Raw genomic sequence first — 24,698 nt, forward strand, 5'->3', positions numbered from 1 at the left:
AATGGGTGTCTGTCTAGCGATTGATATCGGCGGCACCAAAATTGCGGCGGCATTGGTACGTTTAGTGGGGAAACACGTCGAGGTCAGTGAACGGATGCAAATCCGCACGCCGCAAAACCCGGACGCTGAAGCACTGGAAAAGGCGCTTTCCGATGTGCTGAAACACTTTGCCGAGCAGTTTGATACTGTGTCGGTTGCCTCTACCGGTATTATCCGAGACGGCATATTAACCGCGCTAAACCCGAAAAATTTAGGGGATTTGGCGTTTTTTCCGCTCTATGAAACGCTCCGTAAAAAGACGGATAAACCGATTACGTTGTTGAATGATGCCCAAGCTGCCGCTTGTGCGGAATATTTAGCGCAAGACGATATTGAAAATTTTGCGTTTATTACCGTTTCAACCGGTGTCGGCGGCGGGATTATTCTCAACCGCCGACTGTTTACCGGCACAAATGGCGTGGCAGGGCATATCGGACATAGCCTTGCCGATCCGAACGGGGAGGTTTGCGGCTGCGGACGGGTAGGTTGCGTTGAGGCGGTGGCGGCAGGACGGGCTATTGCTCGTGAAGCGGCTAAATGGCAATCACCGTGCGAACCGCCGGAAGTGTTTGAACGCTTTAGAGCAGGCGAAGCGCAAGCGGTTGCATTGGTCGATAAATCTGCAAAAGCGATTGCCAACTTAATTGCCGATCTGACGATTAACCTTGATATTCAACGTATTGCGTTAGGGGGAAGCGTTGGCTTAGCACAGGGGTATCTTGGCAGGGTTGAACATTTCCTCGCACAACTGCCGGCAATTTATCGCCCGCAGATTGTTTTAGCGCATTACGCCCAAGATGCCGGTTTAATCGGAGCAGCTTGGTGGGCGGCAAACTGCGAGAAGCCCTAGCAAGCGGGTAGATGAGAGTGAAAATTTGCAATATAGTAGTTTTATAATGCTAACGATTGTTTATCGGGAGGCAATGCCTTGTCTCTTTAATATTAGGTGATATGTAAAGAGGGGCTTGCTCCCCAACATAAGATTGAACCCTCTATTTTGTTAGGCTTGTTGCATCATACCTAAAATGCACGTTCCATTACCGTTGTATAATCTAAGCACCTTACTTTGCTAAGGCGTTTTGCCTCTCATCATTCAACTGCCGTTTCATTAAAATATCGGTTTGTAGATCATTGCCGAGTTGGAAAAAGTGGCTGCCAAAGGGGACGAAACCGTTTTTCTGATAAAACGCCAAGGCGTTGCGGTTGTGCTCCCAAACACCGAGCCAAATAAAATCTACCGTCCGTGCTTTGGCTTGTTGTACGGCAAATTCATACAAGGTTTGCCCGATACCTTTGCCCTGCCACTCTTTAAGCACATAAATGCGTTCAATTTCAACGGCGTTATCCGTTTGCCGCTCGGTTTGTGCCTCGCCGAGATTGAGTTTGAGGTAGCCAATCGGTTCGCCTTGCTGTTCGGCAAAATAAAAATACGTATTCAGATTGGATAATTCTTTACCGAGTTGCTCGGCGGAAAAATGCTGCGCGAGATAGCTTTGCATATCTTCAGCGCTATTGCTGTCGGCAAAGGTATCGTGAAATGTTTGGCGGCTTATTGCCTGTAAGGCGGGCAGATCGTGCTGATTTAACGGTCTAATCTGCATCTTCAACCTGCCATTCATAGTTCAGCCATTCCGTGTTTTGTGTTGCGCCTAAACGAGCATAAAAGCGTTTGCCGTGTTCGTTCCAAGGGGCGACCGTCCATTTGATTTGTAAGCAACGATGTTGGCGAGCCTCTGCTTTCAGCTCTTGCATTAGCTTTTCGCCAACCCGTTGATTACGATAATCCGAATCGACATACAACTCTTTGAGGTAGATTGCTGGGCGATTTTGAGCGGTGAAAGGCAGGAAATAATAGACGGCAATGCCGACCAGTTTATCTCCCTCAACGGCAACCAGACTGTGAAAATCGGGCGGCTGTTTGTCGAAGCCGCATTGTTCGACAATCTCCGGTGTGATCGCAAAGGATTCAATGTATTTTTCAAACACAGCTAATTCCCGCATTAACCGCCACATTTGTGCGGCATCTTGTCGTTGAGCTTGACGGATTTGGATAGTCATTGTATGTGTTCCTGTTGTGTAAGGCGAAGTTGTTGTTTCAAGCGTTGTTGTAACTGGTCGAGTTTATCGAGCAGTGTGTTGCAGTGTTCCGTACCGAAAGCAGCGGCAACGGCACATTCCGCTGCGGTTAAACGCTCAATCAGCGGTTGGGTGAAGTATTGTCCTTTTGCCGTTAAGCCGATCAATTTGCTGCGTTTATCCTGCGGATCGGAGAGAAATTGCAGAAAACCACGCTCATCTAACCGCTTGCACACGGAGGTAACGGTCTGTTTCGGTAAACTCCATTTATCACCGATCGCAGTTGGCGAGCTTTGTCCGTAGCGCCCGATATGGTAGAGAAAATGTAGCTCGTTGAGGGTGAGATCGTATTGTTTCGCCCATTGCGCATAAATTTGCGAAAGTTGGGCGGAAAGGGTGGCAAGTTTATCGAATGGGTTCATTATTATTCCTATTTCGGACTAACTAATTTGCATTTTAGTCCGAGATAGGAATAAGATCAAGTTATCCAAATGAGATTTTAAGTGCTATCAAGCACTAAGTCGGTTAGAATAGGGCAATTTTTACTATTGAGGAGTTTAAAATGAAAAAATCCACACTGGGATTGACACTGCTTGCCACACTTGGTTTATCGAACGTTGCCACTGCACAAACAGGTTGGTTTGTGAAAGGCGATTTAGGCTACGGCAAACTCTCTTTGAAAGCACCGGGAGTAACCTTCAAAAAGAATAACTTTAGCCAAGCGATTGGCGCAGGTTATGATTACGGTGATTTCCGTTTATCCTTAGATTATACCCACAATCAAAAACTTAAAAGTGAAGACAACCGTTTCGGTTCATCGGTTAAAGCGGATTTAACTGTACATCAGATCGGTTTTAATGCGGTTTATCGTTTTGCTAATGAGAGTGCGGTAGAGCCTTATCTCGGCGCACGGATTAGCGCAAACTTTGTAAACAGCAATACCTATATCCGTGAGCCCGGATTAACCTTAGAAACCGAAACATCGGATCTAAGAACAGGCTACGGTGCATTGGCAGGGGTAGAGTTTAAACTGGCGGATCATCTGAATGCCGATGTGGGCGTGCAGTATGATTATTTAGGCAAAATTGATAATGTGAAAGTCCAAAATATTGGTGTGAAAACCGGTTTACGCTACACGTTCTAAGTTGAATTTAGCAGTAATAAAAAAGGCTCATTGATTGAGCCTTTTCTTTTATGGGGTTATCGCCACGCTTTAAATTGGTTGATTAAACCGTTGGTGGAACTGTCGTGGCTGGTAATGGTCTCGTTATTTTCCAACTCCGGCAGGATACGGTTGGCAAGCTGTTTGCCGAGCTCTACGCCCCATTGGTCGAAGCTGTAAATGTTGAAGATGACCCCTTGCACGAAAATTTTGTGTTCGTACATTGCAATCAATGCGCCCAGCGTAAACGGTGTTATTTTTTGAACTAAAATCGAGTTGGTCGGTTTGTTGCCGGTAAACACTTTAAACGGCACAATCTCTGCAACATCTGCCAAGGATCTGCCCGCTTGCAAGAACTCTTGCTCAACGGTTTCTTTCGATTTGCCGAAAGCGAGTGCTTCTGTTTGAGCAAAGAAGTTGGATAATAATTTACTGTGATGATCGCCGATCGGGTTATGGCTCTGTGCCGGTGCGATAAAATCGCACGGAATCAGTTTTGTGCCTTGGTGGATCAGTTGATAAAACGCGTGCTGCCCGTTGGTGCCGGGTTCGCCCCAAATAATCGGGCCGGTTTGATAATCGACCGCTTTACCGTCTCTACCGACAAATTTACCGTTTGATTCCATATTCCCTTGTTGGAAATACGCAGCGAAGCGGTGCATATATTGGTCATAAGGTAAAATAGCTTCGGATTCCGCACCTAAGAAGTTGTTATTCCAAATACCGACTAACGCAAGAGTAGCGGGAATATTTTGAGCAATCGGGCTGTTGAGGAAGTGTTGATCCATTGCGTGCGCACCGTCTAGCAACTGCTCAAAATGCTCAAAGCCCAATGATAACGCAATGGACAAGCCGATCGCTGACCAAAGGGAATAACGCCCGCCGACCCAATCCCAAAACTCAAACATATTGGCGGTATCAATACCAAATTTAGCCACTTCTTTCGCATTGGTGGAAAGGGCAACAAAGTGTTTCGCCACCGCTGATTCATCTTTTGCCGCCGCCAACAACCACTCACGAGCGGAAAGGGCATTGGTCATTGTTTCTTGTGTGGTGAAGGTTTTAGATGCCACTAGCACTAAAGTCGTTTCTGGATTGACTTTACGTAGCGTTTCGGCAATATGCGTGCCGTCCACATTGGAGACAAAGTGCATATTCAGGTGATTTTTATACGGACGCAATGCTTCGGTTACCATATAAGGGCCTAAATCCGAACCGCCGATACCAATGTTGATCACATCGGTAATCGCTTTGCCGGTATAGCCTTTCCACTCGCCCGAAATTACCCGCTCGCAGAACGTTTTCATTTTGGCTAAGACTGCATTTACCTCCGGCATCACATCTTTGCCATCCACTTCAACCGGTGTATTGGCACGATTGCGTAAAGCAGTATGCAACACGGCACGGTTTTCGGTACGGTTAATTTTTTGTCCGCCGAACATTGCGTAAATTGCCGATTTTAGCTGACATTCGTCCGCAAGCTGACGGAGCAAGGTTAATGTTTTCTCGTTAATCGCATTTTTAGAAAAATCGACCAAGATTTGATCGTGAAATTGAAGGGAAAATTTATTAAAACGTTGCGGATCTTCACTGAAAAGCTGCGAAATAGTGAGATTATCCGCTTTATGCTGCATTAACGCATTCCAAGCGAAAGTTTGGGTTGGGTTGATTTTTTGCATTGACTAACGTCCTCTACTAAGTTTAAACATTCGGCGATGATGAGTTTTGGTTTTGCTCGGTGAAAGCATCTAAGCGTTTTTCCAACTCATTTAATTTTTCACGGGTACGGAGCAAAACCTGAGATTGCACATCAAATTCCTCACGGGTAACGACGTCTAATTTAGTCAGCTGTGCCTGCAAGATCTGCTTGAATTTTTCTTCTAAATCATTGCCGACATTTTTAAGACTTTGCGGGAGTACACTGTGAAGTTGTTGTGCGAGGGATTCTAAGTTTTTCGGATTAAGCATAGTCGTGATTTCCTTTAAAATGATAGGGCTAATTTTAAAGAATTTTGGCTTGGATAAAAAGTAAAGAAATGCGAAATCAGTGGAAATATTTGCATTATTTATTGAAAAGAAATGGCTGGAGTACTAGGATTCGAACCTAGGAATGCTGGGATCAAAACCCAGTGCCTTACCGCTTGGCGATACTCCAAAAGAAAAAACTAACTGAAAAGTTAGTCTGGAAGATTTGATAAAAAAAGATGGCTGGAGTACTAGGATTCGAACCTAGGAATGCTGGGATCAAAACCCAGTGCCTTACCGCTTGGCGATACTCCAGTCGTATTTTTACAAGCTGATAATGGTGCGGGACGAGGGACTTGAACCCACACACCTCGCGGCGCCAGAACCTAAATCTGGTGCGTCTACCAATTTCGCCAGTCCCGCAACTTTGGTGGCTACAGCGAGATTCGAACTTGCGACCCCAACATTATGAGTGTTGTGCTCTAACCAGCTGAGCTATGTAGCCCTTATTGCGTTCACCATATCGGCTTTGCGGGGCGTATTATGCTGATTTCGCTCTACCTCGTCAAATACTTTTTTTAAAAAACGATTTTTTTCGTTTTGTTTGGATAGGGTTTAGACAATTTGCTAAAAAAAACAACGATATTGCGTTATTTTCCTCTGTTTAAGCCGATTGCATTTCCGTTTGGAGCTTCGCTAAAACAGGGGGAATTTCCGGTAATACGCCCTCCCAAAGTTGAAATGCGAAAGCTGCTTGCCCGACTAACATTCCCAGCCCGTCCTGCACTTTTTGCACCCCTTGCGTGCGTGCGTAATCTAAAAACGGCGTTTGCATAGCCGCTGCATATTGCATATCGTACACTCGGCTGTCGGCAAAGTGCTTTGGGGTAATTGGCACATACTGCCCTTGTAAGCCGAGCGAGGTTGCGTTGATGATCACATCAAACGACTGCTCGGCAATCTCGGCTAAGCAAGCGGTCTGAATTTCGCTGAATTTTGCAAAGTTTTCGGCTAAACCGGCCGCTTTCTCTAGGGTGCGGTTATAGAGCGTGATACGCTGCTTGGCTTTTAAAAGTGGATATAACACGCCTTTGGTTGCCCCGCCTGCGCCTAAAATCAGCATACGCTGATCAGTAGCCAGCCAGCCGAGCCGTTGTAAATCGGCGACTAAGCCGAGTCCGTCCGTGTTGTCGGCATATAAACGTCCGTCAGCCAAACGTTTGAGCGTGTTGCAGGCTTGTGCCTGTAAGCAACTTTCGCTATGGACATCGGCGAGGGCAAACGCCCGCTCTTTAAAAGGTGCAGTAATATTGGCACCCTTTGCACCGTTAGCAAAAAATTGGCGAAGCTGCGCGTCAAAATTGAGATTATCCCCCAGTTCTGCGGTATAGCAAATCGGCTTAGCGGTTTGCTCGCTAAACAGTTGGTGAATACGGGGCGATTTGCTTTGAGCGATCGGATTTCCCCACACGGCATATTGATTCATCGTTTACCCCTGTCTAAAAATATGTTGGCTGAAAATATCTCGAATTTCGGACGGATTTTGCTCGCCGCCCGTTTCGGCATCTAACACGGGAAAATGTTCACCGAACTGCGATCTGACTGCCTGTGCCGTGCGGCAAGGCGTTTGACCGCTCAGATTAGCGCTGGTTGAAGTCAAGGCAAAGCCGGTCGCTTGGCACAATTGGACGACCGCTGGTACACGGCATAGACGCAGAGCAATGGTGTCGAATTGCCCTTTTAGGTAGCGTGGCACGCTTGCTTTTGCCGGCATTATCCAACTAATCGGGCGGGCTTGCGGTTGCTCGAACCGCTGCCAATGAAGGTCTGTTAAGCGGCTTTCGTCTAGGTAAGGCAGAAAAAAATCTCGGCTGGGGGCGACTAAAATCAGCCCTTTTTCGATGGGACGTTGCTTCAACGCGAGTAGGCGGTGAACGGCGTGTTCGCTGTTTGGGTTGCAGCCCAAGCCGAAAACCGCTTCTGTCGGATAAGCAACGACTTGATTTTGGGTTAATTGTTCAACAATTTGATCAAAAGAAAACATTATTCCGTTTCACTAAAAAGATGTTGGCATTGGCGGTTGGCGCATTGGTAAAAGGTGTTACCCCGTTGTTTCTTGAGAGTTGCCAGCCCGCATTGGCAGACAGGGCAGACGATTTTTATCGGCTTACTCGGCAAGGTGAATTTACATTTCGGGTAATCTCGGCAGCCGTAAAAGGTTTTGCCGTTTCGTCCGGTGCGGGCGACTAATGAGTGGCTGCGACATTCCGGGCAATCGAACGTGTCTTCGGCTGAAACGTCTTCTTGCACAATAAAATCGCAGTCGGGATAACGGCTACAACCGATAAAAATCCCGAACGCCCCTTGCTTGAGCTGCAAGACGCCTTCACATTGCGGGCAAGATTGAGGCAGTGTTTTAATGACGTGATGACTTTGCTGCAAGGGTTTAAGGTATTGGCAGTCGGGGTAACGGCTGCACCCCAAAAACAGCCCTTGCTTACCCCGCTTTATGTGCAAAGGGGCTTGGCAATCGGGGCAATTTTCAGTCTGGCGGGTAGATTCAAACAGGCTCATCAACTAACTCAAATTCAATCACAAACAGTTTGGACGGGTTCGGGTAAATTGAGCGGATCACCGCTTTCAGCTCGTCCAAACGCATATTCTCTTGTATGGCGTGGCGACGATTCAGATCGGCAAAATCAATCGGTATGACGGCTTTGACTTTAATGTGGGCGAACAAGCGGTCGGTTTCGAGCGTAAATACGCAAAGGGTTTGCCCCACCTGAAAATGCGATTCCGTGTGATCCCGAATGGTAATGGTTTTTTTACCGCTCAGAATATCTGCTTCAAAACGGCTAAAAAAGGTGATCTTCTGCATAATCGCCATCCATTAAGTGATCGAAATGATCCTGATAAAAACCACGGGACACTAAGTAACGCCACATTTTTTGCTTGGCTTTGTAATCCCAAACCGCAGGACGTTTTTTTTCAAACATTTTTTCGGCAAGGGCAAACCAGTCGATCTCGGCATTATCCAACGCTTGTGTAAGCAACCAATCTGCAATGCCCTTTTGCCGCAATTCTTGTTTTAAACGGCGAGGCCCATAGCCCTGCTGCGCTCGATAACGGATAAAAACCGTACAAAAACGTTCATCACTCTGCCAGCCGTTTTCAACCGCACGGGCTAATGCCGATTCAATATCGTCTTCCGGATACGCTTTTTGGCGGAGTTTTTGGCGTAGCTCCGCTTGGCTATATTCTCGCTTGGCGAGTAAATAGAGAACGTAACTTTGGGCGGAATGTTTTTGCATCATTGTGTTGATCGTATCCTTAGCATACGGCTAAAAGCGGTCGATTGGCTTAAATTCGGTATGAGATATATCGGGAGATCGGTATGCCCTCCTGAGATTAAGATAACCGTTTTTGTACGCTGTGCTATCTCATTTTGCAAACAAAGCGTAAAAACCGACCGCTTGTCAGCAGATTACTCTTCGATAGAGCGGAGTAATTCGTTGATGCCGACTTTGCCACGGGTTTTTTCATCGACTTTTTTGACGATCACCGCACAGTAGAGGTTATATTTGCCGCATTTTGACGGTAGGCTGCCGGAAACGACTACCGATCCTGTCGGTACACGACCGTAGTGGATTTCGCCGGTTTCACGATCGTAAATTTTGGTGGATTGACCGATGAAAACGCCCATTGAGATGACACAGCCGTCTTCAACAATCACGCCTTCAACAATTTCGGAACGTGCGCCGATAAAGCAGTTATCGCCAATGATAGTCGGGTTGGCTTGCAACGGTTCTAACACGCCGCCAATACCTACGCCGCCGGATAAATGCACGTTTTTACCGATTTGCGCACAAGAGCCGACCGTTGCCCAAGTATCCACCATTGTGCCTTCGTCCACATAAGCACCGATATTCACATAAGACGGCATTAACACGGTATTTTTAGCGATGTACGCCCCTTTACGCACGGTAGCGGACGGCACAACTCGGAAGCCTTCTTTTTGAAAACGGGCTTCGTCATAGTCGGCAAATTTGAGTGGCACTTTGTCGTAGTATTTCGTTTCTGCACCGTCAATGATGTGGTTATCGTTGATACGGAATGAGAGCAAGACCGCTTTTTTTAACCACTGATGCACTATCCATTCGCCGTCAATTTTTTCGGCAACACGGAATGAGCCGTTATCTAACCCTTCTAACACCTCATTTACCGTTTGTTTTAATTCGGTATCCACATTGTTTGGGGTAATTTCCGCACGGCGTTCAAATGCCGCTTCGATAATCGCTTGTAATGACATTGACTTTCCTTATGTATTGATAATGAAAAAACGCCTGACTTTTTAGCACAGACACCGCACAATTTCCACAACATTTCACAAAATCCTGCGATAGACATTGCTACAAGCGGTGGATTGAAGGTATTTTTTGACAAAAGTCGTTGTTGAAAAGTGAGAAATAGGTAGGCATAATGATAAAAATTTGGATGTTTTTCACCCGAAATTACAAAAAATGAAAATATTCTGCCTGCTATTTATACTTGTTCTTTCACCTATTTCGGCTGCCAGTGAGGTGATTTTTTCGTGTTTGACTCAAAAGGGGAAGCAGATTTCTATTGTGCAAATCGGCAACCAATATGAGTATCGCTTCGGGAAACGGAATAAACCTGAATTAGTGTTTCGGGATTTCGTACAAGAGGCAATTCAACGCTCGCCAAAGTGGGAGGGTATTGGGCGTTATTTATGGACAAATTTAACCCTCAAAAACGGTGATACCTTTTATACCGCCAGAGTGGCGACAGACAGAATGACGGACGAGCACGAAACCGAATATAGCCTAGAAGTTTCAACGGAGGAGAAACATTTAGCAACGATAGTGTGTTCTGCAAAGAGTGAACCGATCGTGAATTTTCCGGAAGCGCTTTTATTTTAATTCAAGCGGTGAGTTATCGGTAAAATTTTGCAAAGCAGGGAAAAGCACGATTTTCCCTTTGACTATTTTGCTGGCAATCGGTAATATGCACATCCTATGCAAAAAGCAAAACTACCCCTGACTATTGACCCCTATAAAGATGCGCAACGGCGTATGGACTATGAGGGCTTGATTTCGGCAAGCCAGCTTAGTCGTTTGGGGGAATCGGTTGGAAATGTGCTAAGTGATGCACAGGTTACTTTATCGTTAGAGCTTGATCCACAACGGCTGACTGTGATTAGAGGCACGGCACGCATTGATGTGGAGCTAGACTGTCAACGTTGCGGTAACCCTTTTAAGCACACCCTTGACTGTACATTATGTTTCAGTCCGGTGGCAAATATGGATCAGGCGGACAAATTGCCCGAAGTTTATGAACCGATTGAACTGAATGCTTTCGGTGAAATAAATTTACTGGAAATGGTAGAAGACGAATTCATTCTATCGTTACCGTTAGTCCCGATGCATAGTGCTGAACACTGTGAAGTGTCCGTGGCAGAACAGGTTTTTGGCGAATTGCCGGAAGAACTGGCAAGTAAACCGAACCCATTCGCCGTATTAGCTAATTTAAAGAAAAACTAGATCTAGGAGAAAAGCCCGTGGCTGTTCAACAAAATAAGAAATCTCGTTCACGTCGTGATATGCGTCGTTCACACGATGCATTAACTACGGCAGCGGTATCTGTCGATTCTCGTGGTGAAACCCATTTACGCCACCACGTTTCTGCAGACGGTTACTACCGTGGTCGTAAGATCAAATAATCCAAACATATCTTTCGAGGTATAATTTGGCTCGTCTAACCCTTGCGTTAGATGTAATGGGCGGGGACTTTGGTCCCCGTATTACTATTCCCGCAGTCATATCGGCTTTGGTAGCTTATCCGAAGCTCGCTTTTCTTCTATTTGGCGATCAATGTCAAATCCGCCCTTTATTACAGGCTTTACCGTCCACCAGCCAACAACGTATCCGATTGGTGCATACCGCAAAAACCGTTGCTGACGATCTGCCATTCCGGCAGGCAATGCGTCAGAGCAAAGGCAGTGCAATGCAACTGGCGATTGAAGCGGTAGTAACCGGCGAAGCGCAAGGCTGTGTCAGCGGCGGGAATACCGGCTTGCTGATGGCGCTTGCCAAGCAGCATATTTCGTTATTACCGAATATTGAACGACCGGCGCTGACGTCCCTGATACCGAGTTTAAACGGTCGCTCCGGCATTATGTTGGATTTAGGGGCAAATGTGGAAGCGGACAGTGCATTGCTGTGCCAGTTTGCCGAGATGGGCAATATTTTTGCACAAGTGATGCTGGATTTGGTCTATCCCCGTTTGGCACTGTTGAATATCGGCACGGAAGAGCATAAGGGCAATCCGGCAATCCGTACCGCTCACCAACAGTTAAAACAGGCACAACATCTCAACTATATCGGCTTTATGGAAGGTGATAAGTTACTGAATAATTATGCCGATGTGATTATTTGTGATGGCTTTAGCGGTAATATTGCCTTGAAAACCTTAGAGGGTGCAGCACACAATTTATTGGCATTTTTTAAGCCGCCTCAGCCGGATTCACACCTGTGCCGACGGTTCAAGCGGGCGGTTATGCGTTTTATTTTTCAACGCTATTACCGAAAATTGCAACGTATCAATCCGGACAAACACAATGGTGCAACGTTGCTCGGTTTATCGTCCGTGGTGGTGAAAAGCCACGGGAGTGCCGGTGCAAATGCATTTTTTTATGCCATTTTGCACGCAATTCAACAGATTGAAAATGAAATTCCTGCTAAAATTTCGCAAGGATTAAATCGATTATAAGAGTATAAAGTATGTACAGTTCAATTTTAGCGACCGGTAGCTATATGCCTGCACAAATTCGCACCAATGCGGATTTAGAGAAAATGGTCGATACAACGGACGAGTGGATTGTTACCCGTTCGGGAATGAAAGAACGCCGTATTGCCGGCGCTGATGAAACCGTGGCAACAATGGGGGCGGCAGCGGCAAAAAATGCGTTAGCGCAAGCCGCTATTGATCCGCAGCAAATTGATTTAATTGTGGTTGGAACGACCAGCAACTCTCACGCTTATCCGAGCGCAGCCTGCCAAATTCAAGGAATACTCGGCATTGACGATGCAATTTCCTTTGATGTGGCGGCAGCCTGTACCGGCTTTGTTTATGCGTTGAGTGTGGCGGATCAGTTTATACGCAGCGGCAAGGTGAAAAAAGCGTTAGTCATCGGCTCGGATCTCAACTCCCGCAAATTAGACGAAACGGATCGCAGCACGGTCGTATTATTTGGTGATGGCGCAGGTGCGGTGATTTTAGAGGCAAGCGAACAACAAGGCATTATTTCAACCCACTTACACGCCTCGCCGGATACCAAATCCGCACTGGTCTTGCCGAATGAGATGCGGGGTGAAGCACAATCGGGCTTTATTGCAATGCAGGGCAATGCGACCTTCAAATTGGCGGTACGGGAACTAGCTAATGTGGTGGAAGAAACCTTAACGGAAAACGGCTTGGATAAGCGCGAGTTGGATTGGCTCGTGCCGCACCAAGCCAATTTGCGTATTATTGCAGCAACGGCGGAAAAATTGGCGATGTCGATGGATCAGGTGGTGGTAACGGTAGATCGCTACGGTAACACCAGTGCCGCGACTATTCCGGTAGCACTTGATGAAGCGGTGCGGGACGGGCGTATTCAGCGTGGGCAGCTATTATTGCTGGAGGCTTTCGGCGGTGGCTGGACGTGGGGATCGGCGTTAGTCCGCTTTTAACAAGCGCTCGGCACAGGGCAATTTTTTGCAAAAACGTTCAAGTAATTGACCGCTTGTAACTTTTATCCTCTCTTTATGAGAGGATTATATTTTGGAAAGAGATAAATGGAACAAACTTTCGCAGATAAAAAACGGAAAACCGTAGAACAAGCAGAATTTACCGCAGACGGACGCTATATGCGCAAAGTGCGCAGTTTTGTCTTACGCACCGGACGGTTGAGCGATTTCCAACGGGATATGATGAATCATCACTGGGCGGATTTAGGCTTGGATTATCAAGCAACGCCGTTCGATTTCAACCAAATTTTCGGCAATGCCAATCCGGTCGTGTTGGAAATCGGCTTTGGAATGGGCAAATCTTTGGTTGAAATGGCAGAGCAAAATCCCGATCGCAATTATATCGGCATAGAAGTTCATACGCCTGGCGTAGGGGCGTGTATCGCCTATGCGGTTGAAAAGGGGGTCAAAAACCTGCGGGTTATTTGCCACGATGCGACCGAAATTTTACGGGATAGCATTGCCGATCAGTCCCTAGGCGGTTTACAGCTCTATTTCCCTGATCCGTGGCAAAAAGCCAAGCACCACAAACGCCGTATTGTACAGCCGGCTTTTATTGAGCGGGTATTACAGAAATTGCGCTCAGACGGCTTTATTCATATGGCAACGGATTGGGAAAATTATGCGGAGCATATGTTAGCGGTGCTACGCTCATTCCCTGAACTTAAAAATCAATCACCGAGTGGTGATTTTATTCCGCGTCCGGATTTTCGTCCTCTCACTAAGTTTGAGGAACGCGGGCAAAAATTAGGACACGGCGTGTGGGATCTCTACTTTATTAAAGGATAAACCCAACAAAATTGTGCTAGAATAGCCATAATTTTATTGTCATTAAGGAGAACAAAAATGGCACAACCAACTCGTAATCGCAGACAACGCAAGAAAATGCACCTTGCCGAATTCCAAGAATTAGGCTTTTTGGTGAAATTCCAATTTGCCGAAGGCACGGGCATTGACCAAATTGATGCGCTCGTAGATCGTTTTATTGATGAAGTGATCCGCCCAAATGGATTAGCCTACGAAGGTTCAGGCTATTTACATTGGGAAGGCTTAGTTTGCCTTGAGAAAATGGGCAAATGCGATGACTCTCACCGTCAATTAGTGCAAAAATGGTTAGCAGACAACGGTTTAATTGAAATTGAGGTCAGCGAATTGTTTGATATTTGGTGGGATTTACCGATCAATCAATAATCCTTTCTTATCATAATGTGCCTAAAATTATCCCTCCGATAATTTTAGGTCATTTATTTTCATTGTTACGCTTATCGCCCTGATTAAAGGAAGAAAAATGGCGGAAAATCAACCTGTTAAACGGATCACCCTCAATGATATTGCACGGCTAAGCGGTGTGTCGAAAACCACGGCGAGTATGGTGCTGAACGGGCAATCGGAACAATTTCGCATCAAGCCGGAGACCCGTCAGAGAGTATGCCAAATTGCCCGCCAGTACGGCTACCGTGCCAATGCCTATGCTAAAGGGTTAAAATTGCAGCGTACCAACGTTGTCGGCTTGATTGTGCCGGATCTCGCCAATTACGGTTTTGCATCAACCGCCAAATATTTGGAAAAATTGTGCCGTGATAGTGGCTTACTGCTGGTGATTGCCTGCTCGGACGACAATCCCGTCCAAGAAAAATTAGCGATAGAACGTTTACTCGACCGCCAAATCGACCTCATTATCACTGCACCGACCCATCAAGATCCGAAGTATTACAAATCCGTGTTAAAGCAGACCGCCCTATTACAGCTCGACCGCTTTGTGCCGCAGCTTGATCTCTGCTACGCCATTAGTGATGACACTCCAAAGATTGCCCAGCTTGTACAGCGAGTGATTACCACCAATCATTTAAGCGAATATTTTTATTTTGGCGGGCAGCTCTCCCTCTCGCCGAGCCAATCTCGTCTGGCGGGCTTTTGTCAGGGGCTTGCCGAGGGCGGTTTGGGCGAACAGCCTGACTGGATTTTACACCGAGATTACCGCCCCGAATCGGGCTATCGGCTGATGCAATCCCTAGTCGAACGGCTGGGGCGTTTACCTCAAGCGGTCTTTACCGCCTCTTATACCATTTTGGAAGGGGTGTTGCACTATCTGACCGAGTATCAACAAATGGATAAATTGCTCAATCGCCAATTACAGCTTGCGACCTTTGACGATCACGCCCTGCTTAATGCCTTGCCTTTTCATATCCATTCGATCAAGCAAGATCACGAGCAGATCGCCAAACAAGTTTTCACACTGATTCAACAAACCCTGCAAGGTAAAGCACTTAAACCGGTAAAAGTCCCCTGTGAAATCCTTTGGAGAGGTTAAAATTTAGGGTTAAATGAAAAAAAATTGTTGTGCTAAATTCAGTTATTCTAAATGATAGGAAAAACTAAAATTTTACCTTTTTTAGTTTAATCTTCTAAATTTATGTGATTTGTATAGTGTTTTTTTCTGCGATTTTTCTGAAAATTACCACTTTTCTTTATTTTCTATTCTTTACTTTCTGCATTTTCTTCGGCATAGTTCACCGTTATAAAGCGTGCATCGGTTTTTTCGCACGTTAAAAAAGCGAATGGCATTCAAATTTCCCCTTTCGTTATCCGTAGTCGGCAAACAGTCTATTTTGCAAGCGGTCGTTTGACCCCGATATTTTGCAAAGCACAGGGGAGAGGCGAGCCAATCAATACAACATAAAATGATTTTGAGGATATTACCGTGTCTAATATGCAACACACTAGCGAGCCGAAACGGGAAACGTTTTCCGGTCGCAGAGCATTTATTATCGCTGCCATTGGCTCGGCGGTCGGGCTTGGCAACATTTGGCGTTTCCCTTATACCACCTATGAAAACGGTGGCGGGGCGTTTATCATTCCTTACCTTGTCGCTTTGCTGACGGCAGGGATCCCACTGTTATTTTTAGATTATGCGATCGGGCATCGCCACCGTGGTGGTGCGCCATTGTCTTACCGCCGCTTTAACCGCCATTTTGAAACTTTTGGCTGGTGGCAAGTGTTGGTGAATGTGATTATCGGTATTTACTATGCGGTCGTACTCGGCTGGGCTGCGGTTTATACCTATTTCTCGGTGAACGGGGCGTGGGGCGATAAACCGATCGATTTCTTCATCGGTGAATTTTTGAAAATGGGCGATATTAGCCAAGGGGTGAGCTTTGAGTTTGTCGGAATGGTTACCGGCCCATTGATTGCTGTGTGGTTGGTGGCACTTGGTGTACTGGCGCTCGGCGTACAAAAAGGGATTGCCAAATCCTCCGGCATTTTAATGCCGATATTGATCGTGATGTTCCTTGTATTAGTCGTGTCTTCACTCTTTTTACCGGGAGCGGCAAAAGGGTTAGATGCGTTGTTTACCCCAAATTGGGATAAACTCACCGATCCGAGCGTGTGGATTGCTGCCTACGGGCAAATTTTCTTCTCACTGTCGATCTGCTTCGGGATTATGATTACCTACGCGTCCTATTTGAAGAAAAATTCCGATTTAACCGGCAGTGGTTTGGTTGTTGGGTTTGCGAACAGCAGTTTTGAAGTTTTAGCGGGGATCGGGGTATTTGCCGCCCTTGGTTTTATGGCAGTTTCCGCCGGTCAGGAAGTGAGTGAAGTGGCAAAAGGCGGTATCGGTTTAGCCTTCTTTGCGTTCCCAACCATTATCAACCAAGCCCCGTTTGGCGAAGTGTTGGGGGTATTATTCTTCGGCTCGCTTACCTTTGCGGCATTAACCTCGTTCATTTCGGTGATTGAAGTGATTATTTCGGCGGTGCAGGATAAATTACAGATCGGACGGGTGAAAGTAACTTTCATTGTCGGCTTACCGATGATGCTAGTGTCTGTCGTGTTATTCGGCACAACCACCGGTTTACCGATGCTGGACGTAATGGACAAATTCGTGAACTATTTCGGCATTGTTGCAGTGGCGTTTGTATCGTTGATTGCGATTGTGGCAAACGAAAAACTCGGCTTACTCGGCGATCACCTTAACGAAACCTCGTCCTTTAAAGTCGGCTTTTTATGGCGGTTATGTATTGTAGTAACCACCGGTATTCTTGCCTTTATGTTATTCAGTGAAGGGGCGAAAGTCTTCTCAGAAGGTTATGAAGGCTACCCACGCTGGTTTGTGAATACCTTTGGCTGGGGAATGGCGATTGGATTAGTTGTTGTTTCATTCCTACTTTCCCGTCTCAAATGGAAAAATGAAGATACCGCAGTAACAGGAGAATAAAAATGAGTAGCAGCGCAATTATTATGATGATTATCGCCCTTGTGGTAATTTGGGGCGGGCTGATTTACTCGGTAAAACGCTTACCGAAAGAAGATTGAGCCTTATTATATTGATATGTTAGCCGACCGCTTGTTGAGCAATCAACAAGCGGTTTTATTTTGCCGAAATGTTGCAAAATTGACATTTAATTTTTTATTGAAAATAAAAGGTATAAAAAATCAGCAAATGTGAAATTTTATCGCTAAAAAATGTGAACTAGATCACGTTTTTACGGAATTTCGATTGCTGAAACGCCACCTTTCTTTACAATTACGCCGATTTCACTCTATTTGAAAATAAGTTTACCGATTTACAATTTCTTCATATTAAGGAGTAACAATGAGTATTGCTATTATCATAGCAACCCACGGTGTCGCCGCCGAGCAACTTCTCAAAACCACCGAGATGTTGATTGGGGAACAAAGCGATGTAGCGACCATCGACTTTGTGCCGGGCGAGAATGCCGAAACGATTATGACCAAGTATCAGGCGAAATTAGCCAACGAGCTTGCCCATTGCGAGCAGGTACTCTTTTTAGTGGATACTTGGGGCGGCAGCCCGTTTAATGCGGCAAACCGTGTTGCCGAGGGCAAAGACAATATGGATATTGTTACGGGCGTAAACGTGCCGATGTTGGTGGAAACCTTTATGGCGCGTGATGACGGTCCGTCCCTTGAGGAGCTGGTTGAAGTAGCGTTGGAAACTGGCCGTTTAGGTGTGCGTGCGTTACGTTATCAAGAAAAAGAAGCGGACGCTCCCGTTGCAAAAAACGAGCCGAATCCGACCGCTAGTCAGCCTGCCGAGCCGGCAAAAGTGGAAGCGAACGGTGTCGGGCATTTAACCATCGGTTTAGCCCGTATTGATGACCGCTTAATTCACGGTCAGGTAGCAACCCGCTGGACAAAAGAGAGCCGAGTTTCTCGCATCGTGGTGGTGAACGACGATGTGGCAAAAGACAGCGTACGTTCCACAATGCTGAAAAGCGTTGCCCCGCCGGGGGTAACGGCTCACGTCGTGAATGTGGAAAAGATGATCCGTGTTTACAATAACGCGGAATATGCCGGCGAGCGAATGATGCTGCTGTTCACTAACCCAAGCGATGTTGTGCGTTTAATGGAGGCTGGGGTCGATTTTAAATCAATCAATATCGGCGGAATGGCATACCGTGATAGTAAGAAGATGATTACCAGCGCGGTTGCCGTGGACGATAACGATATTGAGGCATTCAAAACCCTTGATGCGAAAGGCATTGAATTGGACGTTCGCAAAGTCTCAAACGACAGCCGTCAATATATGATGGATTTACTCAAGAAAAATAACTTAATCTAAGGAATTGACAATGGAAATTTCAGCATTACAAATAGGTCTCGTCTTTTTGGTTGCCTGTATTTCAGGTATGGGATCAATTTTAGACGAATGGCAAACCCACCGCCCGTTGATTGCTTGTACCCTTATCGGCTTAGTGTTAGGCGATATGAAAACCGGCATTATTGTCGGCGGTTCATTAGAATTACTGGCATTAGGCTGGATGAATATCGGTGCAGCCCTTGCCCCTGATGCCGCATTAGCGTCTGTGGTCTCGACAATTTTAGTAATCGTGGGCGGACAAGATATTACCACCGGTATTGCGATTGCCATTCCGCTTGCCGCTGCCGGTCAAGTACTGACCTATGTTGTGCGTGCGATTACGGTCGGTTTCCAACACGCAGCCGATAAAGCCGTGGAAACGGGCGATCTGAACAAACTGGATTGGATTCACCGCAGTGCCTTATTACTCCAAGCGATGCGTATTGCTATTCCGGCGTTAATCGTGGCAATGACTGCCGGAACAGACGCCGTTCAAACAATGTTGAATGCCATTCCGCCGGTAGTAACGACAGGTCTTAAAATTGCCGGTGGCTTTATCGCCGTGGTCGGTTATGCAATGGTGATCAATATGATGCGGGCAGGGCATTTAATGCCGTTCTTCTACGCTGGTTTTGTGATCGCCGCATTCACCGATTTCAACCTCGTGGCACTCGGTATTTTAGGCACGATCACCGCCATTATTTATATTCAACTTCACCCGAAATACAACCAAAGTAAACAGGTGGTGCAAGTTGCCGCCAGCAATAACGACCTTGACAACCGTTTAGACTAAAAAGGACAGCACAATGACAACTGAAATGAAAAAAGTAACCAAAAGCGATTTGAATGCGGTCGTGCGCCGTTCTAATATTTTCCAAGGTTCGTGGAACTTTGAACGTATGCAGGCATTAGGCTTTGCCTATGCAATGGTACCGGTGATCAAGCGGTTATATCCCGATCCAAATTCGCAAGAGCGTAAAGATGCGATCAAACGCCACTTAGAGTTTTTCAATACACAACCGTTTGTTGCCGCACCGGTTATCGGCGTAACGATTGCGATGGAAGAAGAGCGTGCCAACGGTAAGCCGATTGACGATGCCGCCATTAACGGGATCAAAGTCGGCTTAATGGGGCCGTTGGCAGGGGTGGGCGATCCGATTTACTGGGGAACAGCCCGTCCGGTCTTTGCCGCATTAGGGGCGGGGATTGCGCTTAACGGCAGTATTTTAGGGCCATTGCTTTTCTTCGTACTCTTTAACCTTGTGCGTTTGGCAACACGTTATTTCGGCGTAATCTACGGCTACAAAAAAGGGTTGGACGTGGTACACGATATGAGCGGCGGTTTATTACAAAAACTGACCGAAGGGGCATCTATCCTCGGCTTATTCATAATGGGCGCATTGGTGCAGAAATGGACAAGCATTAACGTACCGCTGGTGGTTTCGACCATTGAAAAGCAAGACGGTACAACGGAAATCACCACGATACAAGGCATTTTGGACAGCCTAATGCCGGGCTTACTACCGCTACTGCTCACCTTTGCGTGTATGTGGCTATTGCGTAACCGTGTGAATGCCCTTTGGATTATCCTCGGCTTCTTCGTTATCGGTATTCTCGGTGCGTGGACAGGCATTCTTGCCTAATTTGTCAGAAAACAGATTGAACAAACCGCTTGCAAATGCAGGCGGTTTTTTTATTCTTTCATTGTTGGTGTGAAATCCGACCATTGCTCAATTCTGAACGCTCGAATATCACGTACGGATTTAGAGAACCAGCCCATTGCTTTTAATGCGTTCATCGCTTGGAAAAGATTTGCCATATTCTCATCTGAATTGGTATATAAGCTCCCTTGAATACGCTCAAAACCGAATTTTTTCAATGTCATACCAATATCATAATAGGCTTGAGTTACGCCCTTTGGGTGATTTTCTTCCGTATCTGATACGATTAAATCAAATGAAATAGCGTACATTTCTTCTACTCTGCATCGGGATCTTGTAATAATTTGGATAGTTTGTACTGCGCTTTTTCACCAGTTTGTACTAGCGTAATATTGACGAGAATATCACCGTCAGGCAAGGTTTTGACAAGTTCTCCCACTTGGTAAGGAATGCCATAACTACCAAAACTTTTGACTGCGCCGACAGGAATTTGTGTAATATCCACTGCTTGCTCCTTATTTATAAAAACGCAATTTACCGCTGCACTGTTATATTGAATTGGTTAAGCACTGTACCATTTCACCGGACAAGATGCAATTTATACAGACTTATGCTTTGATGATTTTGATGATATAGTAAACTACAATCTGTAATATGATTAAACAAGCCCCAACGGGATATTCCCTCCTATTCACCCAAATTCAGTGTTAGACAACGGCGATATAATTGCGCAAAAAATCCACCCCAACCGACCGCTTGTGGTACAATGCAAGCGGTCTTTTGTGAATAAAAACTGCAATGACGAACGCAATTCTTCTCTTGGGCATTTTGGCGGGCTTTGCCTATGCTCTCTACGATCAAATTTTAATGGACAGGCTGAAAGGAGAAAATCGGTTGAGTGTTGAGCTACAACGCCAAGCGGGGATTGATGTCTGGATTTCGGTCGGGCTGATTATCCTCACCGTCATCAACAGTCTGCAAACGGGCATTGAACCGCTAACCCTATTTTTACTGGCGATCTGTATTTTGCTCTGCCTGTATATCGCTTTTTTCCGCTCCCCACGTTTAATCCTAAAGCAGCAGGGCTTTTTCTTCGCTAATGTCTATTTTGATTATGCCAAAATCCGCCAAATTAACTTAGCGGATAAACAGATTTTAGTGATCGACTTGCATAACGGCAGACGGCTGTTAGTGCGGATTAAGCAGCAATCCGATGTTGAACACGTGGTGAATTTTTTCGGAGGTTATCAATGATTTTTAAATTAGTCGGCAAGCACCAGCATTACGATTGGGGCGGCGAACATTTTATCCCCAACTGGCTCAAATTAACCGAAGCGGAAGCCAAGCCCTATGCGGAATATTGGTTGGGGGCACACCGTAGCGCCCCCTCAATGATTGAGTTTGAAGGACAATGGCTGGCGTTAGATCGCGTAATTGACAAAGCTCCAAAACTGTTGGGTGAGCAATCCCGCAGTCAATTCGGCGATGAATTGCCGTTTCTTTTGAAAATTTTGGACGTGAAAAAACCGCTTTCCATTCAACTTCACCCGACAAAAAAAGAGGCGGAATACGGTTTTGAGCGAGAGGAAGCGCAAGGCATCGCCCTTGATGCGCCAAATCGCACCTATAAAGATCGCAATCACAAACCGGAAATGATGATTGCCCTCTCGGATTTTTGGCTACTGCACGGCTTTCGTTCGCTGACCGAAACGATTGCGGAGCTCAAACAGCGCCCGTCCCTGATGTCGCTTGCCCAAGCCCTTGAACATCGGGGCTTGCCTTCTGTGTATGCGGAAGTGATGCAAGCCGAACAGGCGCAGCTTGCCGACTGGTTACTGCCGATTATTGCTGAGCAGAAAACTGCCTACCAACAGGGTAAACTCAAGCCGGATAATCCGGATTATTGGGTGCTATACACAATGGAAGCAATGGCGATTGATGTGCAAAATTTAGATGCTGGGCTGCTCAGTTTTTATCTGTTTAATATCGTGCATTTGAAAAAAGGCGAGGGCATTTATCAAGGGGCAGGCTTGCCGCACGCTTACCTGCGGGGACAGAATATTGAATTGATGGCAGCCTCCGATAATGTTATTCGTGGCGGCTTAACCCCGAAATATGTCAATATTCCGGCACTGTTGCACACCATTGATTACCGAGAAATTACCCCGAAAATCATTGAAGAATATCAAGGCGATGAACCGCTTTATCTCTACCCGACCCCTGAAGCACAGGATTTTGCGTTGCAACGGTTTGGGTTTAAACCTTTTGACGAAGAGCAATTTGTTGCGACCAGTGCGGCAATTTTATTGGTGATGTCCGGCAGTTTATACATTGATTTGGGCGAGGATTCTATCCACCTTGCACAAGGCGAAGCGGTATTCATCAGTGCCGACACTCAGGTCGATATTATCGGTGAAACGGACGGCTATGCGGTGATTGCCACCTTGCCTTAATCCGTTCGGTAAGCGGTCAGTTTACCCCGTTTTTTGCCAAATAAGACATTAGTCGCAATGTATAAAAGCGACTATCCAATATAACCGCAGGACGCCACTGCCGGCGTCCGCTCATCAAATCCGCAATATTATGTAGCAGTTGTACAAAGTTGTTTTTTATTCGCCTGTAGGGACACACTGCGTGTGTCCGGATTTTAACCGATTGAAATAATTTGATTTTTATAAAGGACACACGCAGTGTGTCCCTACATTCTGTTAAAATGTCTATTTTTGTGTATTTGCTACATAATACCGCAAATCCGCTCATTTCACGATCCGATTAAGTCAAATCGGTATCGTATTCCTACAACGTTAATGTAGGCAATAGTAATGTTATAGTGCAAAAAAATTAGCCGAACCGACCGCTTGTAAAATAACTTACCAGCCAAAAGCCCAGCAGCGTGGCGGCAAGCCCGCCGAGTAAGTGTAAGCAGACGATCCCCATTGCCGCCAGCCATTTTTGTGTGAGTAATGATTGAACCACCTCGGCAGAAAAGGCTGAAAAGGTGGTAAAGCTGCCGAGAAAGCCGGTGATAAAAAACACTTTGGCACTGTCTTGCAGATGCAGCCCTAACGCAATACCGATCAACAAGCAACCCAGCCAATTTGCCAATAATGTGCCGAAACTGACCGCTTGCGATAAAGGGTTCAGCCAGAGCCCCAACTGCCAGCGGGCAAGTGCGCCGAGGGCAGCGCCGGTAGCGATAAAGATGATATGAGCCATTTTAGGTTAATAAAAAATGTGGGATTAAGTTCATCACAACCAAAGTAAGCGACGATAATAATAACCGAGACGCACCAAAAATAAAGCCTCTGTTTTTACCGTTATCAAATTTCACTAATAAATTTGCCATTGCCGTCAGCGCATACACTTCAATTAAGGTGAAAATGATTAAATAGGCATAGGCGGAAAATAACGATGCGTAGTGCAATGCCATAAACCAAGGCGCGATAATGCCGACCGCTAATAACGGGCCGATCCGGCATAGTTGTGCCATTGTGAGATTGATTTTTCGGGAAAAATAAGATTGCAATGCCACGGTAATAATGCCGTTAATAAACAGGGCTATCGGAATATGTTCCGGCGCATTTAATTTATTATCGAATAAAAACGGGAAGATCACAAAAAAAGATAACGCAACGCTCAGCGGTAAAAAGAGTAGCAGGTGAATGGCGATAAATCTTTTATTGATGATCTCTTTAATCTGCCCCCAACGAAATTTCACAAGGGTACTTTCGTTTTGCATTTGGTAAAACGGTTTGGCAATCAGTAGCAACAAGCCTAGCTCCAATAAAAAGCAGCACCAAATCAGGCTGTGGATTTGTTCAAAACGGATAAACGGGATCGCAAGTAACGGCGCAGCCATTGCAGAAAGGCTGGTTACCCGTAAAAACTTGCCTTGTAAGCGGGTTTTTGTGTGGTATTCCTCACCGGCAAGAGCGAGTAGGCAGGCTCTGGCGTTGGTGGCAAACAGGCAACTGCCCAGCCCGAATAGCGTAGTGGCGACTAATAATAGCCCGTAGTGATCGGTGGTGATAAAAAAGACGTACGCCAGCACATCAAACACACAGCCGAGCAGCATCATTTTTGCCAGACCATAGCGGTCGCCCAAAATACCTGCCACGATCGACAAGGCTTGGTTACAGAAGAACATTAGCGACAGAGAAAAGGCAATTTGGGCATTGGAAAGCCCTTTTTGTTGTAAATACACAAAAAAGACGCTCTGCATTGAAAAGAACGCCAAAGTCGAGATAAATCGACGCCATAACAATAGATTTTGTAAAGACATTTGAAACTCCGGTTTAACACGCGGTTAGTTAGAACGGTTTTTTTGCAATGAGTACGGCATTGGGTTGCACGATGAGGGAGAGCGTAATGCAACCGCTATT

Annotated in this window: 32 protein-coding genes and 4 tRNA genes; 17 read left to right on the plus strand and 19 right to left on the minus strand. The window is 46.0% G+C overall.

Annotated features, from left to right (window positions below; translation table 11 throughout):
• Position 1: 1 nt before the first annotated feature.
• Positions 2-889 carry an N-acetylmannosamine kinase gene (locus RO21_RS03900; RefSeq protein ID WP_047976488.1) on the plus strand — a complete coding sequence of 296 codons (888 nt, stop codon included), beginning with the start codon at positions 2-4 and terminating at the stop codon, positions 887-889.
• A 211-nt stretch (positions 890-1,100) separates the two neighbouring features.
• Here RO21_RS03900 and RO21_RS03905 read toward each other — a convergent pair whose 3' ends face one another.
• The 3 genes from RO21_RS03905 to RO21_RS03915 are packed head-to-tail and all read right to left on the minus strand — an operon-like array spanning position 1,101 to position 2,537.
• A complete protein-coding gene (locus RO21_RS03905) occupies positions 1,101-1,640 on the minus strand; it encodes a GNAT family N-acetyltransferase (protein WP_047976489.1) in 540 nt (179 codons plus the stop codon).
• Positions 1,630-2,097 carry a GNAT family N-acetyltransferase gene (locus RO21_RS03910; protein ID WP_047976490.1) on the minus strand — a complete coding sequence of 156 codons (468 nt, stop codon included), beginning with the start codon at positions 2,095-2,097 and terminating at the stop codon, positions 1,630-1,632. Before RO21_RS03910 ends, RO21_RS03905 begins: the two co-directional genes overlap by 11 nt.
• Complete coding sequence (locus RO21_RS03915) at positions 2,094-2,537, minus strand: MarR family winged helix-turn-helix transcriptional regulator (RefSeq protein WP_047976491.1); 444 nt, start codon at positions 2,535-2,537, stop codon at positions 2,094-2,096. Before RO21_RS03915 ends, RO21_RS03910 begins: the two co-directional genes overlap by 4 nt.
• 140 nt (positions 2,538-2,677) lie before the next feature.
• Here RO21_RS03915 and RO21_RS12100 point away from each other — a divergent pair, with 140 nt between their 5' ends.
• Positions 2,678-3,259 (plus strand): opacity family porin, encoded by a 582-nt coding sequence (locus tag RO21_RS12100; RefSeq protein WP_053067703.1) that lies wholly within the window; start codon positions 2,678-2,680, stop codon positions 3,257-3,259.
• Between the two features lie 56 nt (positions 3,260-3,315).
• Here RO21_RS12100 and pgi read toward each other — a convergent pair whose 3' ends face one another.
• From pgi to dapD, 12 genes are all read right to left on the minus strand, one after another.
• The gene (pgi, locus tag RO21_RS03925; protein WP_047976492.1) at positions 3,316-4,956 is read right to left on the minus strand and encodes a glucose-6-phosphate isomerase; all 1,641 of its coding nucleotides are present in this window, start codon (positions 4,954-4,956) and stop codon (positions 3,316-3,318) included.
• Positions 4,957-4,978: 22 nt separating this feature from the next.
• Positions 4,979-5,245 (minus strand): ubiquinone biosynthesis accessory factor UbiK, encoded by a 267-nt coding sequence (gene ubiK, locus RO21_RS03930; protein ID WP_047976493.1) that lies wholly within the window; start codon positions 5,243-5,245, stop codon positions 4,979-4,981.
• Between the two features lie 112 nt (positions 5,246-5,357).
• Positions 5,358-5,432: transfer RNA gene (locus RO21_RS03935), tRNA-Gln, on the minus strand.
• 50 nt (positions 5,433-5,482) lie between these two features.
• Positions 5,483-5,557 (minus strand) — tRNA-Gln (locus RO21_RS03940).
• Between the two features lie 23 nt (positions 5,558-5,580).
• A tRNA-Leu gene (locus RO21_RS03945) sits at positions 5,581-5,665 on the minus strand.
• A gap of 5 nt (positions 5,666-5,670) precedes the next feature.
• Positions 5,671-5,747 (minus strand) — tRNA-Met (locus RO21_RS03950).
• Between the two features lie 159 nt (positions 5,748-5,906).
• Entirely contained in the window at positions 5,907-6,728 is an 822-nt protein-coding gene (gene aroE, locus RO21_RS03955; RefSeq protein ID WP_047976494.1) for a shikimate dehydrogenase, read from the minus strand.
• A 3-nt stretch (positions 6,729-6,731) separates the two neighbouring features.
• The gene (tsaC, locus tag RO21_RS03960) at positions 6,732-7,286 is read right to left on the minus strand and encodes an L-threonylcarbamoyladenylate synthase type 1 TsaC (RefSeq protein WP_047976495.1); all 555 of its coding nucleotides are present in this window, start codon (positions 7,284-7,286) and stop codon (positions 6,732-6,734) included.
• Positions 7,286-7,816 (minus strand): DNA topoisomerase family protein, encoded by a 531-nt coding sequence (locus RO21_RS03965; RefSeq protein ID WP_047976496.1) that lies wholly within the window; start codon positions 7,814-7,816, stop codon positions 7,286-7,288. Before RO21_RS03965 ends, tsaC begins: the two co-directional genes overlap by 1 nt.
• Positions 7,803-8,120, minus strand: coding sequence for a N(4)-acetylcytidine aminohydrolase (yqfB, locus tag RO21_RS03970; RefSeq protein WP_047976497.1), 318 nt, complete (start codon positions 8,118-8,120; stop codon positions 7,803-7,805). The genes RO21_RS03965 and yqfB overlap by 14 nt, the downstream gene beginning before the upstream one ends.
• Positions 8,098-8,556, minus strand: a complete 459-nt coding sequence (recX, locus tag RO21_RS03975) for a recombination regulator RecX (RefSeq protein WP_420911985.1) — start codon at positions 8,554-8,556, stop codon at positions 8,098-8,100. Before recX ends, yqfB begins: the two co-directional genes overlap by 23 nt.
• A 170-nt stretch (positions 8,557-8,726) precedes the next feature.
• Positions 8,727-9,551, minus strand: a complete 825-nt coding sequence (dapD, locus tag RO21_RS03980; protein WP_047976498.1) for a 2,3,4,5-tetrahydropyridine-2,6-dicarboxylate N-succinyltransferase — start codon at positions 9,549-9,551, stop codon at positions 8,727-8,729.
• 316 nt (positions 9,552-9,867) lie between these two features.
• Here dapD and RO21_RS12105 point away from each other — a divergent pair, with 316 nt between their 5' ends.
• The 13 genes from RO21_RS12105 (at position 9,868) to RO21_RS04040 (ending at position 20,298) form a co-directional block, all read left to right on the plus strand.
• Positions 9,868-10,182 carry a hypothetical protein gene (locus RO21_RS12105; RefSeq protein ID WP_162198520.1) on the plus strand — a complete coding sequence of 105 codons (315 nt, stop codon included), beginning with the start codon at positions 9,868-9,870 and terminating at the stop codon, positions 10,180-10,182.
• Positions 10,183-10,278: 96 nt separating this feature from the next.
• Entirely contained in the window at positions 10,279-10,803 is a 525-nt protein-coding gene (gene yceD / locus RO21_RS03990) for a 23S rRNA accumulation protein YceD (RefSeq protein WP_047976499.1), read from the plus strand.
• A 17-nt stretch (positions 10,804-10,820) separates the two neighbouring features.
• Positions 10,821-10,982, plus strand: coding sequence for a 50S ribosomal protein L32 (gene rpmF / locus RO21_RS12410; protein WP_084724243.1), 162 nt, complete (start codon positions 10,821-10,823; stop codon positions 10,980-10,982).
• Positions 10,983-11,008: 26 nt separating this feature from the next.
• Positions 11,009-12,031, plus strand: coding sequence for a phosphate acyltransferase PlsX (plsX, locus tag RO21_RS03995; protein ID WP_047976500.1), 1,023 nt, complete (start codon positions 11,009-11,011; stop codon positions 12,029-12,031).
• Positions 12,032-12,042: 11 nt separating this feature from the next.
• On the plus strand, positions 12,043-12,993 hold the full coding sequence (locus tag RO21_RS04000; protein ID WP_047976501.1) for a beta-ketoacyl-ACP synthase III: 951 nt from the start codon (positions 12,043-12,045) through the stop codon (positions 12,991-12,993).
• Between the two features lie 105 nt (positions 12,994-13,098).
• On the plus strand, positions 13,099-13,839 hold the full coding sequence (gene trmB, locus RO21_RS04005; RefSeq protein WP_047976502.1) for a tRNA (guanosine(46)-N7)-methyltransferase TrmB: 741 nt from the start codon (positions 13,099-13,101) through the stop codon (positions 13,837-13,839).
• Between the two features lie 57 nt (positions 13,840-13,896).
• Entirely contained in the window at positions 13,897-14,241 is a 345-nt protein-coding gene (locus tag RO21_RS04010; protein ID WP_047976503.1) for a YggL family protein, read from the plus strand.
• Between the two features lie 97 nt (positions 14,242-14,338).
• On the plus strand, positions 14,339-15,361 hold the full coding sequence (locus RO21_RS04015; RefSeq protein WP_047976504.1) for a LacI family DNA-binding transcriptional regulator: 1,023 nt from the start codon (positions 14,339-14,341) through the stop codon (positions 15,359-15,361).
• Between the two features lie 399 nt (positions 15,362-15,760).
• The gene (locus RO21_RS04020; RefSeq protein WP_047976505.1) at positions 15,761-17,269 is read left to right on the plus strand and encodes a sodium-dependent transporter; all 1,509 of its coding nucleotides are present in this window, start codon (positions 15,761-15,763) and stop codon (positions 17,267-17,269) included.
• 2 nt (positions 17,270-17,271) lie between these two features.
• Positions 17,272-17,367, plus strand: coding sequence for a methionine/alanine import family NSS transporter small subunit (locus tag RO21_RS12415; protein WP_047976506.1), 96 nt, complete (start codon positions 17,272-17,274; stop codon positions 17,365-17,367).
• 280 nt (positions 17,368-17,647) lie between these two features.
• Complete coding sequence (gene manX, locus RO21_RS04030) at positions 17,648-18,637, plus strand: PTS mannose transporter subunit IIAB (protein ID WP_047976507.1); 990 nt, start codon at positions 17,648-17,650, stop codon at positions 18,635-18,637.
• 10 nt (positions 18,638-18,647) lie between these two features.
• Positions 18,648-19,448: a PTS mannose/fructose/sorbose transporter subunit IIC gene (locus RO21_RS04035; RefSeq protein ID WP_047976508.1), complete on the plus strand. Its 801-nt coding sequence runs from the start codon at positions 18,648-18,650 to the stop codon at positions 19,446-19,448.
• Between the two features lie 13 nt (positions 19,449-19,461).
• Entirely contained in the window at positions 19,462-20,298 is an 837-nt protein-coding gene (locus tag RO21_RS04040) for a PTS mannose transporter subunit IID (RefSeq protein ID WP_047976509.1), read from the plus strand.
• 50 nt (positions 20,299-20,348) lie between these two features.
• Here RO21_RS04040 and RO21_RS04045 read toward each other — a convergent pair whose 3' ends face one another.
• Positions 20,349-20,627: a virulence factor gene (locus tag RO21_RS04045; protein ID WP_047976510.1), complete on the minus strand. Its 279-nt coding sequence runs from the start codon at positions 20,625-20,627 to the stop codon at positions 20,349-20,351.
• Positions 20,628-20,632: 5 nt separating this feature from the next.
• A complete protein-coding gene (locus RO21_RS04050; protein ID WP_047976511.1) occupies positions 20,633-20,821 on the minus strand; it encodes a DUF5397 family protein in 189 nt (62 codons plus the stop codon).
• Positions 20,822-21,114: 293 nt separating this feature from the next.
• Here RO21_RS04050 and RO21_RS04055 point away from each other — a divergent pair, with 293 nt between their 5' ends.
• Positions 21,115-21,570, plus strand: coding sequence for a DUF986 family protein (locus RO21_RS04055; RefSeq protein WP_047976512.1), 456 nt, complete (start codon positions 21,115-21,117; stop codon positions 21,568-21,570).
• Positions 21,567-22,769 carry a mannose-6-phosphate isomerase, class I gene (manA, locus tag RO21_RS04060; protein ID WP_047976513.1) on the plus strand — a complete coding sequence of 401 codons (1,203 nt, stop codon included), beginning with the start codon at positions 21,567-21,569 and terminating at the stop codon, positions 22,767-22,769. The genes RO21_RS04055 and manA overlap by 4 nt, the downstream gene beginning before the upstream one ends.
• A 388-nt stretch (positions 22,770-23,157) precedes the next feature.
• On the opposite strand, the gene RO21_RS04065 is transcribed toward manA, so the two are convergent.
• Positions 23,158-23,532, minus strand: coding sequence for a CrcB family protein (locus tag RO21_RS04065; protein WP_047976514.1), 375 nt, complete (start codon positions 23,530-23,532; stop codon positions 23,158-23,160).
• A gap of 1 nt (position 23,533) precedes the next feature.
• Positions 23,534-24,598 (minus strand): MFS transporter, encoded by a 1,065-nt coding sequence (locus RO21_RS04070; RefSeq protein WP_047976515.1) that lies wholly within the window; start codon positions 24,596-24,598, stop codon positions 23,534-23,536.
• Positions 24,599-24,698 lie beyond the last annotated feature (100 nt).

It is taken from the genome of Muribacter muris (genome assembly GCF_001038205.1).
Lineage (GTDB): Bacteria > Pseudomonadota > Gammaproteobacteria > Enterobacterales > Pasteurellaceae > Muribacter > Muribacter muris.

What these genes read in the sequence shown, in the direction of transcription:
- RO21_RS03900 (WP_047976488.1), top strand. Translation starts at nt 2, where the DNA reads ATGGGTGTCTGTCTAGCGATTGATATCGGCGGCACCAAAATTGCGGCG.
- RO21_RS03905 (WP_047976489.1), bottom strand. Translation starts at nt 1,640, where the DNA reads ATGCAGATTAGACCGTTAAATCAGCACGATCTGCCCGCCTTACAGGCA.
- RO21_RS03910 (WP_047976490.1), bottom strand. Translation starts at nt 2,097, where the DNA reads ATGACTATCCAAATCCGTCAAGCTCAACGACAAGATGCCGCACAAATG.
- RO21_RS03915 (WP_047976491.1), bottom strand. Translation starts at nt 2,537, where the DNA reads ATGAACCCATTCGATAAACTTGCCACCCTTTCCGCCCAACTTTCGCAA.
- RO21_RS12100 (WP_053067703.1), top strand. Translation starts at nt 2,678, where the DNA reads ATGAAAAAATCCACACTGGGATTGACACTGCTTGCCACACTTGGTTTA.
- pgi (WP_047976492.1), bottom strand. Translation starts at nt 4,956, where the DNA reads ATGCAAAAAATCAACCCAACCCAAACTTTCGCTTGGAATGCGTTAATG.
- ubiK (WP_047976493.1), bottom strand. Translation starts at nt 5,245, where the DNA reads ATGCTTAATCCGAAAAACTTAGAATCCCTCGCACAACAACTTCACAGT.
- aroE (WP_047976494.1), bottom strand. Translation starts at nt 6,728, where the DNA reads ATGAATCAATATGCCGTGTGGGGAAATCCGATCGCTCAAAGCAAATCG.
- tsaC (WP_047976495.1), bottom strand. Translation starts at nt 7,286, where the DNA reads ATGTTTTCTTTTGATCAAATTGTTGAACAATTAACCCAAAATCAAGTC.
- RO21_RS03965 (WP_047976496.1), bottom strand. Translation starts at nt 7,816, where the DNA reads ATGAGCCTGTTTGAATCTACCCGCCAGACTGAAAATTGCCCCGATTGC.
- yqfB (WP_047976497.1), bottom strand. Translation starts at nt 8,120, where the DNA reads ATGCAGAAGATCACCTTTTTTAGCCGTTTTGAAGCAGATATTCTGAGC.
- recX (WP_420911985.1), bottom strand. Translation starts at nt 8,556, where the DNA reads ATGATGCAAAAACATTCCGCCCAAAGTTACGTTCTCTATTTACTCGCC.
- dapD (WP_047976498.1), bottom strand. Translation starts at nt 9,551, where the DNA reads ATGTCATTACAAGCGATTATCGAAGCGGCATTTGAACGCCGTGCGGAA.
- yceD (WP_047976499.1), top strand. Translation starts at nt 10,279, where the DNA reads ATGCAAAAAGCAAAACTACCCCTGACTATTGACCCCTATAAAGATGCG.
- RO21_RS04000 (WP_047976501.1), top strand. Translation starts at nt 12,043, where the DNA reads ATGTACAGTTCAATTTTAGCGACCGGTAGCTATATGCCTGCACAAATT.
- trmB (WP_047976502.1), top strand. Translation starts at nt 13,099, where the DNA reads ATGGAACAAACTTTCGCAGATAAAAAACGGAAAACCGTAGAACAAGCA.
- RO21_RS04010 (WP_047976503.1), top strand. Translation starts at nt 13,897, where the DNA reads ATGGCACAACCAACTCGTAATCGCAGACAACGCAAGAAAATGCACCTT.
- RO21_RS04015 (WP_047976504.1), top strand. Translation starts at nt 14,339, where the DNA reads ATGGCGGAAAATCAACCTGTTAAACGGATCACCCTCAATGATATTGCA.
- RO21_RS04020 (WP_047976505.1), top strand. Translation starts at nt 15,761, where the DNA reads ATGCAACACACTAGCGAGCCGAAACGGGAAACGTTTTCCGGTCGCAGA.
- RO21_RS12415 (WP_047976506.1), top strand. Translation starts at nt 17,272, where the DNA reads ATGAGTAGCAGCGCAATTATTATGATGATTATCGCCCTTGTGGTAATT.
- manX (WP_047976507.1), top strand. Translation starts at nt 17,648, where the DNA reads ATGAGTATTGCTATTATCATAGCAACCCACGGTGTCGCCGCCGAGCAA.
- RO21_RS04035 (WP_047976508.1), top strand. Translation starts at nt 18,648, where the DNA reads ATGGAAATTTCAGCATTACAAATAGGTCTCGTCTTTTTGGTTGCCTGT.
- RO21_RS04040 (WP_047976509.1), top strand. Translation starts at nt 19,462, where the DNA reads ATGACAACTGAAATGAAAAAAGTAACCAAAAGCGATTTGAATGCGGTC.
- RO21_RS04045 (WP_047976510.1), bottom strand. Translation starts at nt 20,627, where the DNA reads ATGTACGCTATTTCATTTGATTTAATCGTATCAGATACGGAAGAAAAT.
- RO21_RS04055 (WP_047976512.1), top strand. Translation starts at nt 21,115, where the DNA reads ATGACGAACGCAATTCTTCTCTTGGGCATTTTGGCGGGCTTTGCCTAT.
- manA (WP_047976513.1), top strand. Translation starts at nt 21,567, where the DNA reads ATGATTTTTAAATTAGTCGGCAAGCACCAGCATTACGATTGGGGCGGC.
- RO21_RS04065 (WP_047976514.1), bottom strand. Translation starts at nt 23,532, where the DNA reads ATGGCTCATATCATCTTTATCGCTACCGGCGCTGCCCTCGGCGCACTT.
- RO21_RS04070 (WP_047976515.1), bottom strand. Translation starts at nt 24,598, where the DNA reads ATGTCTTTACAAAATCTATTGTTATGGCGTCGATTTATCTCGACTTTG.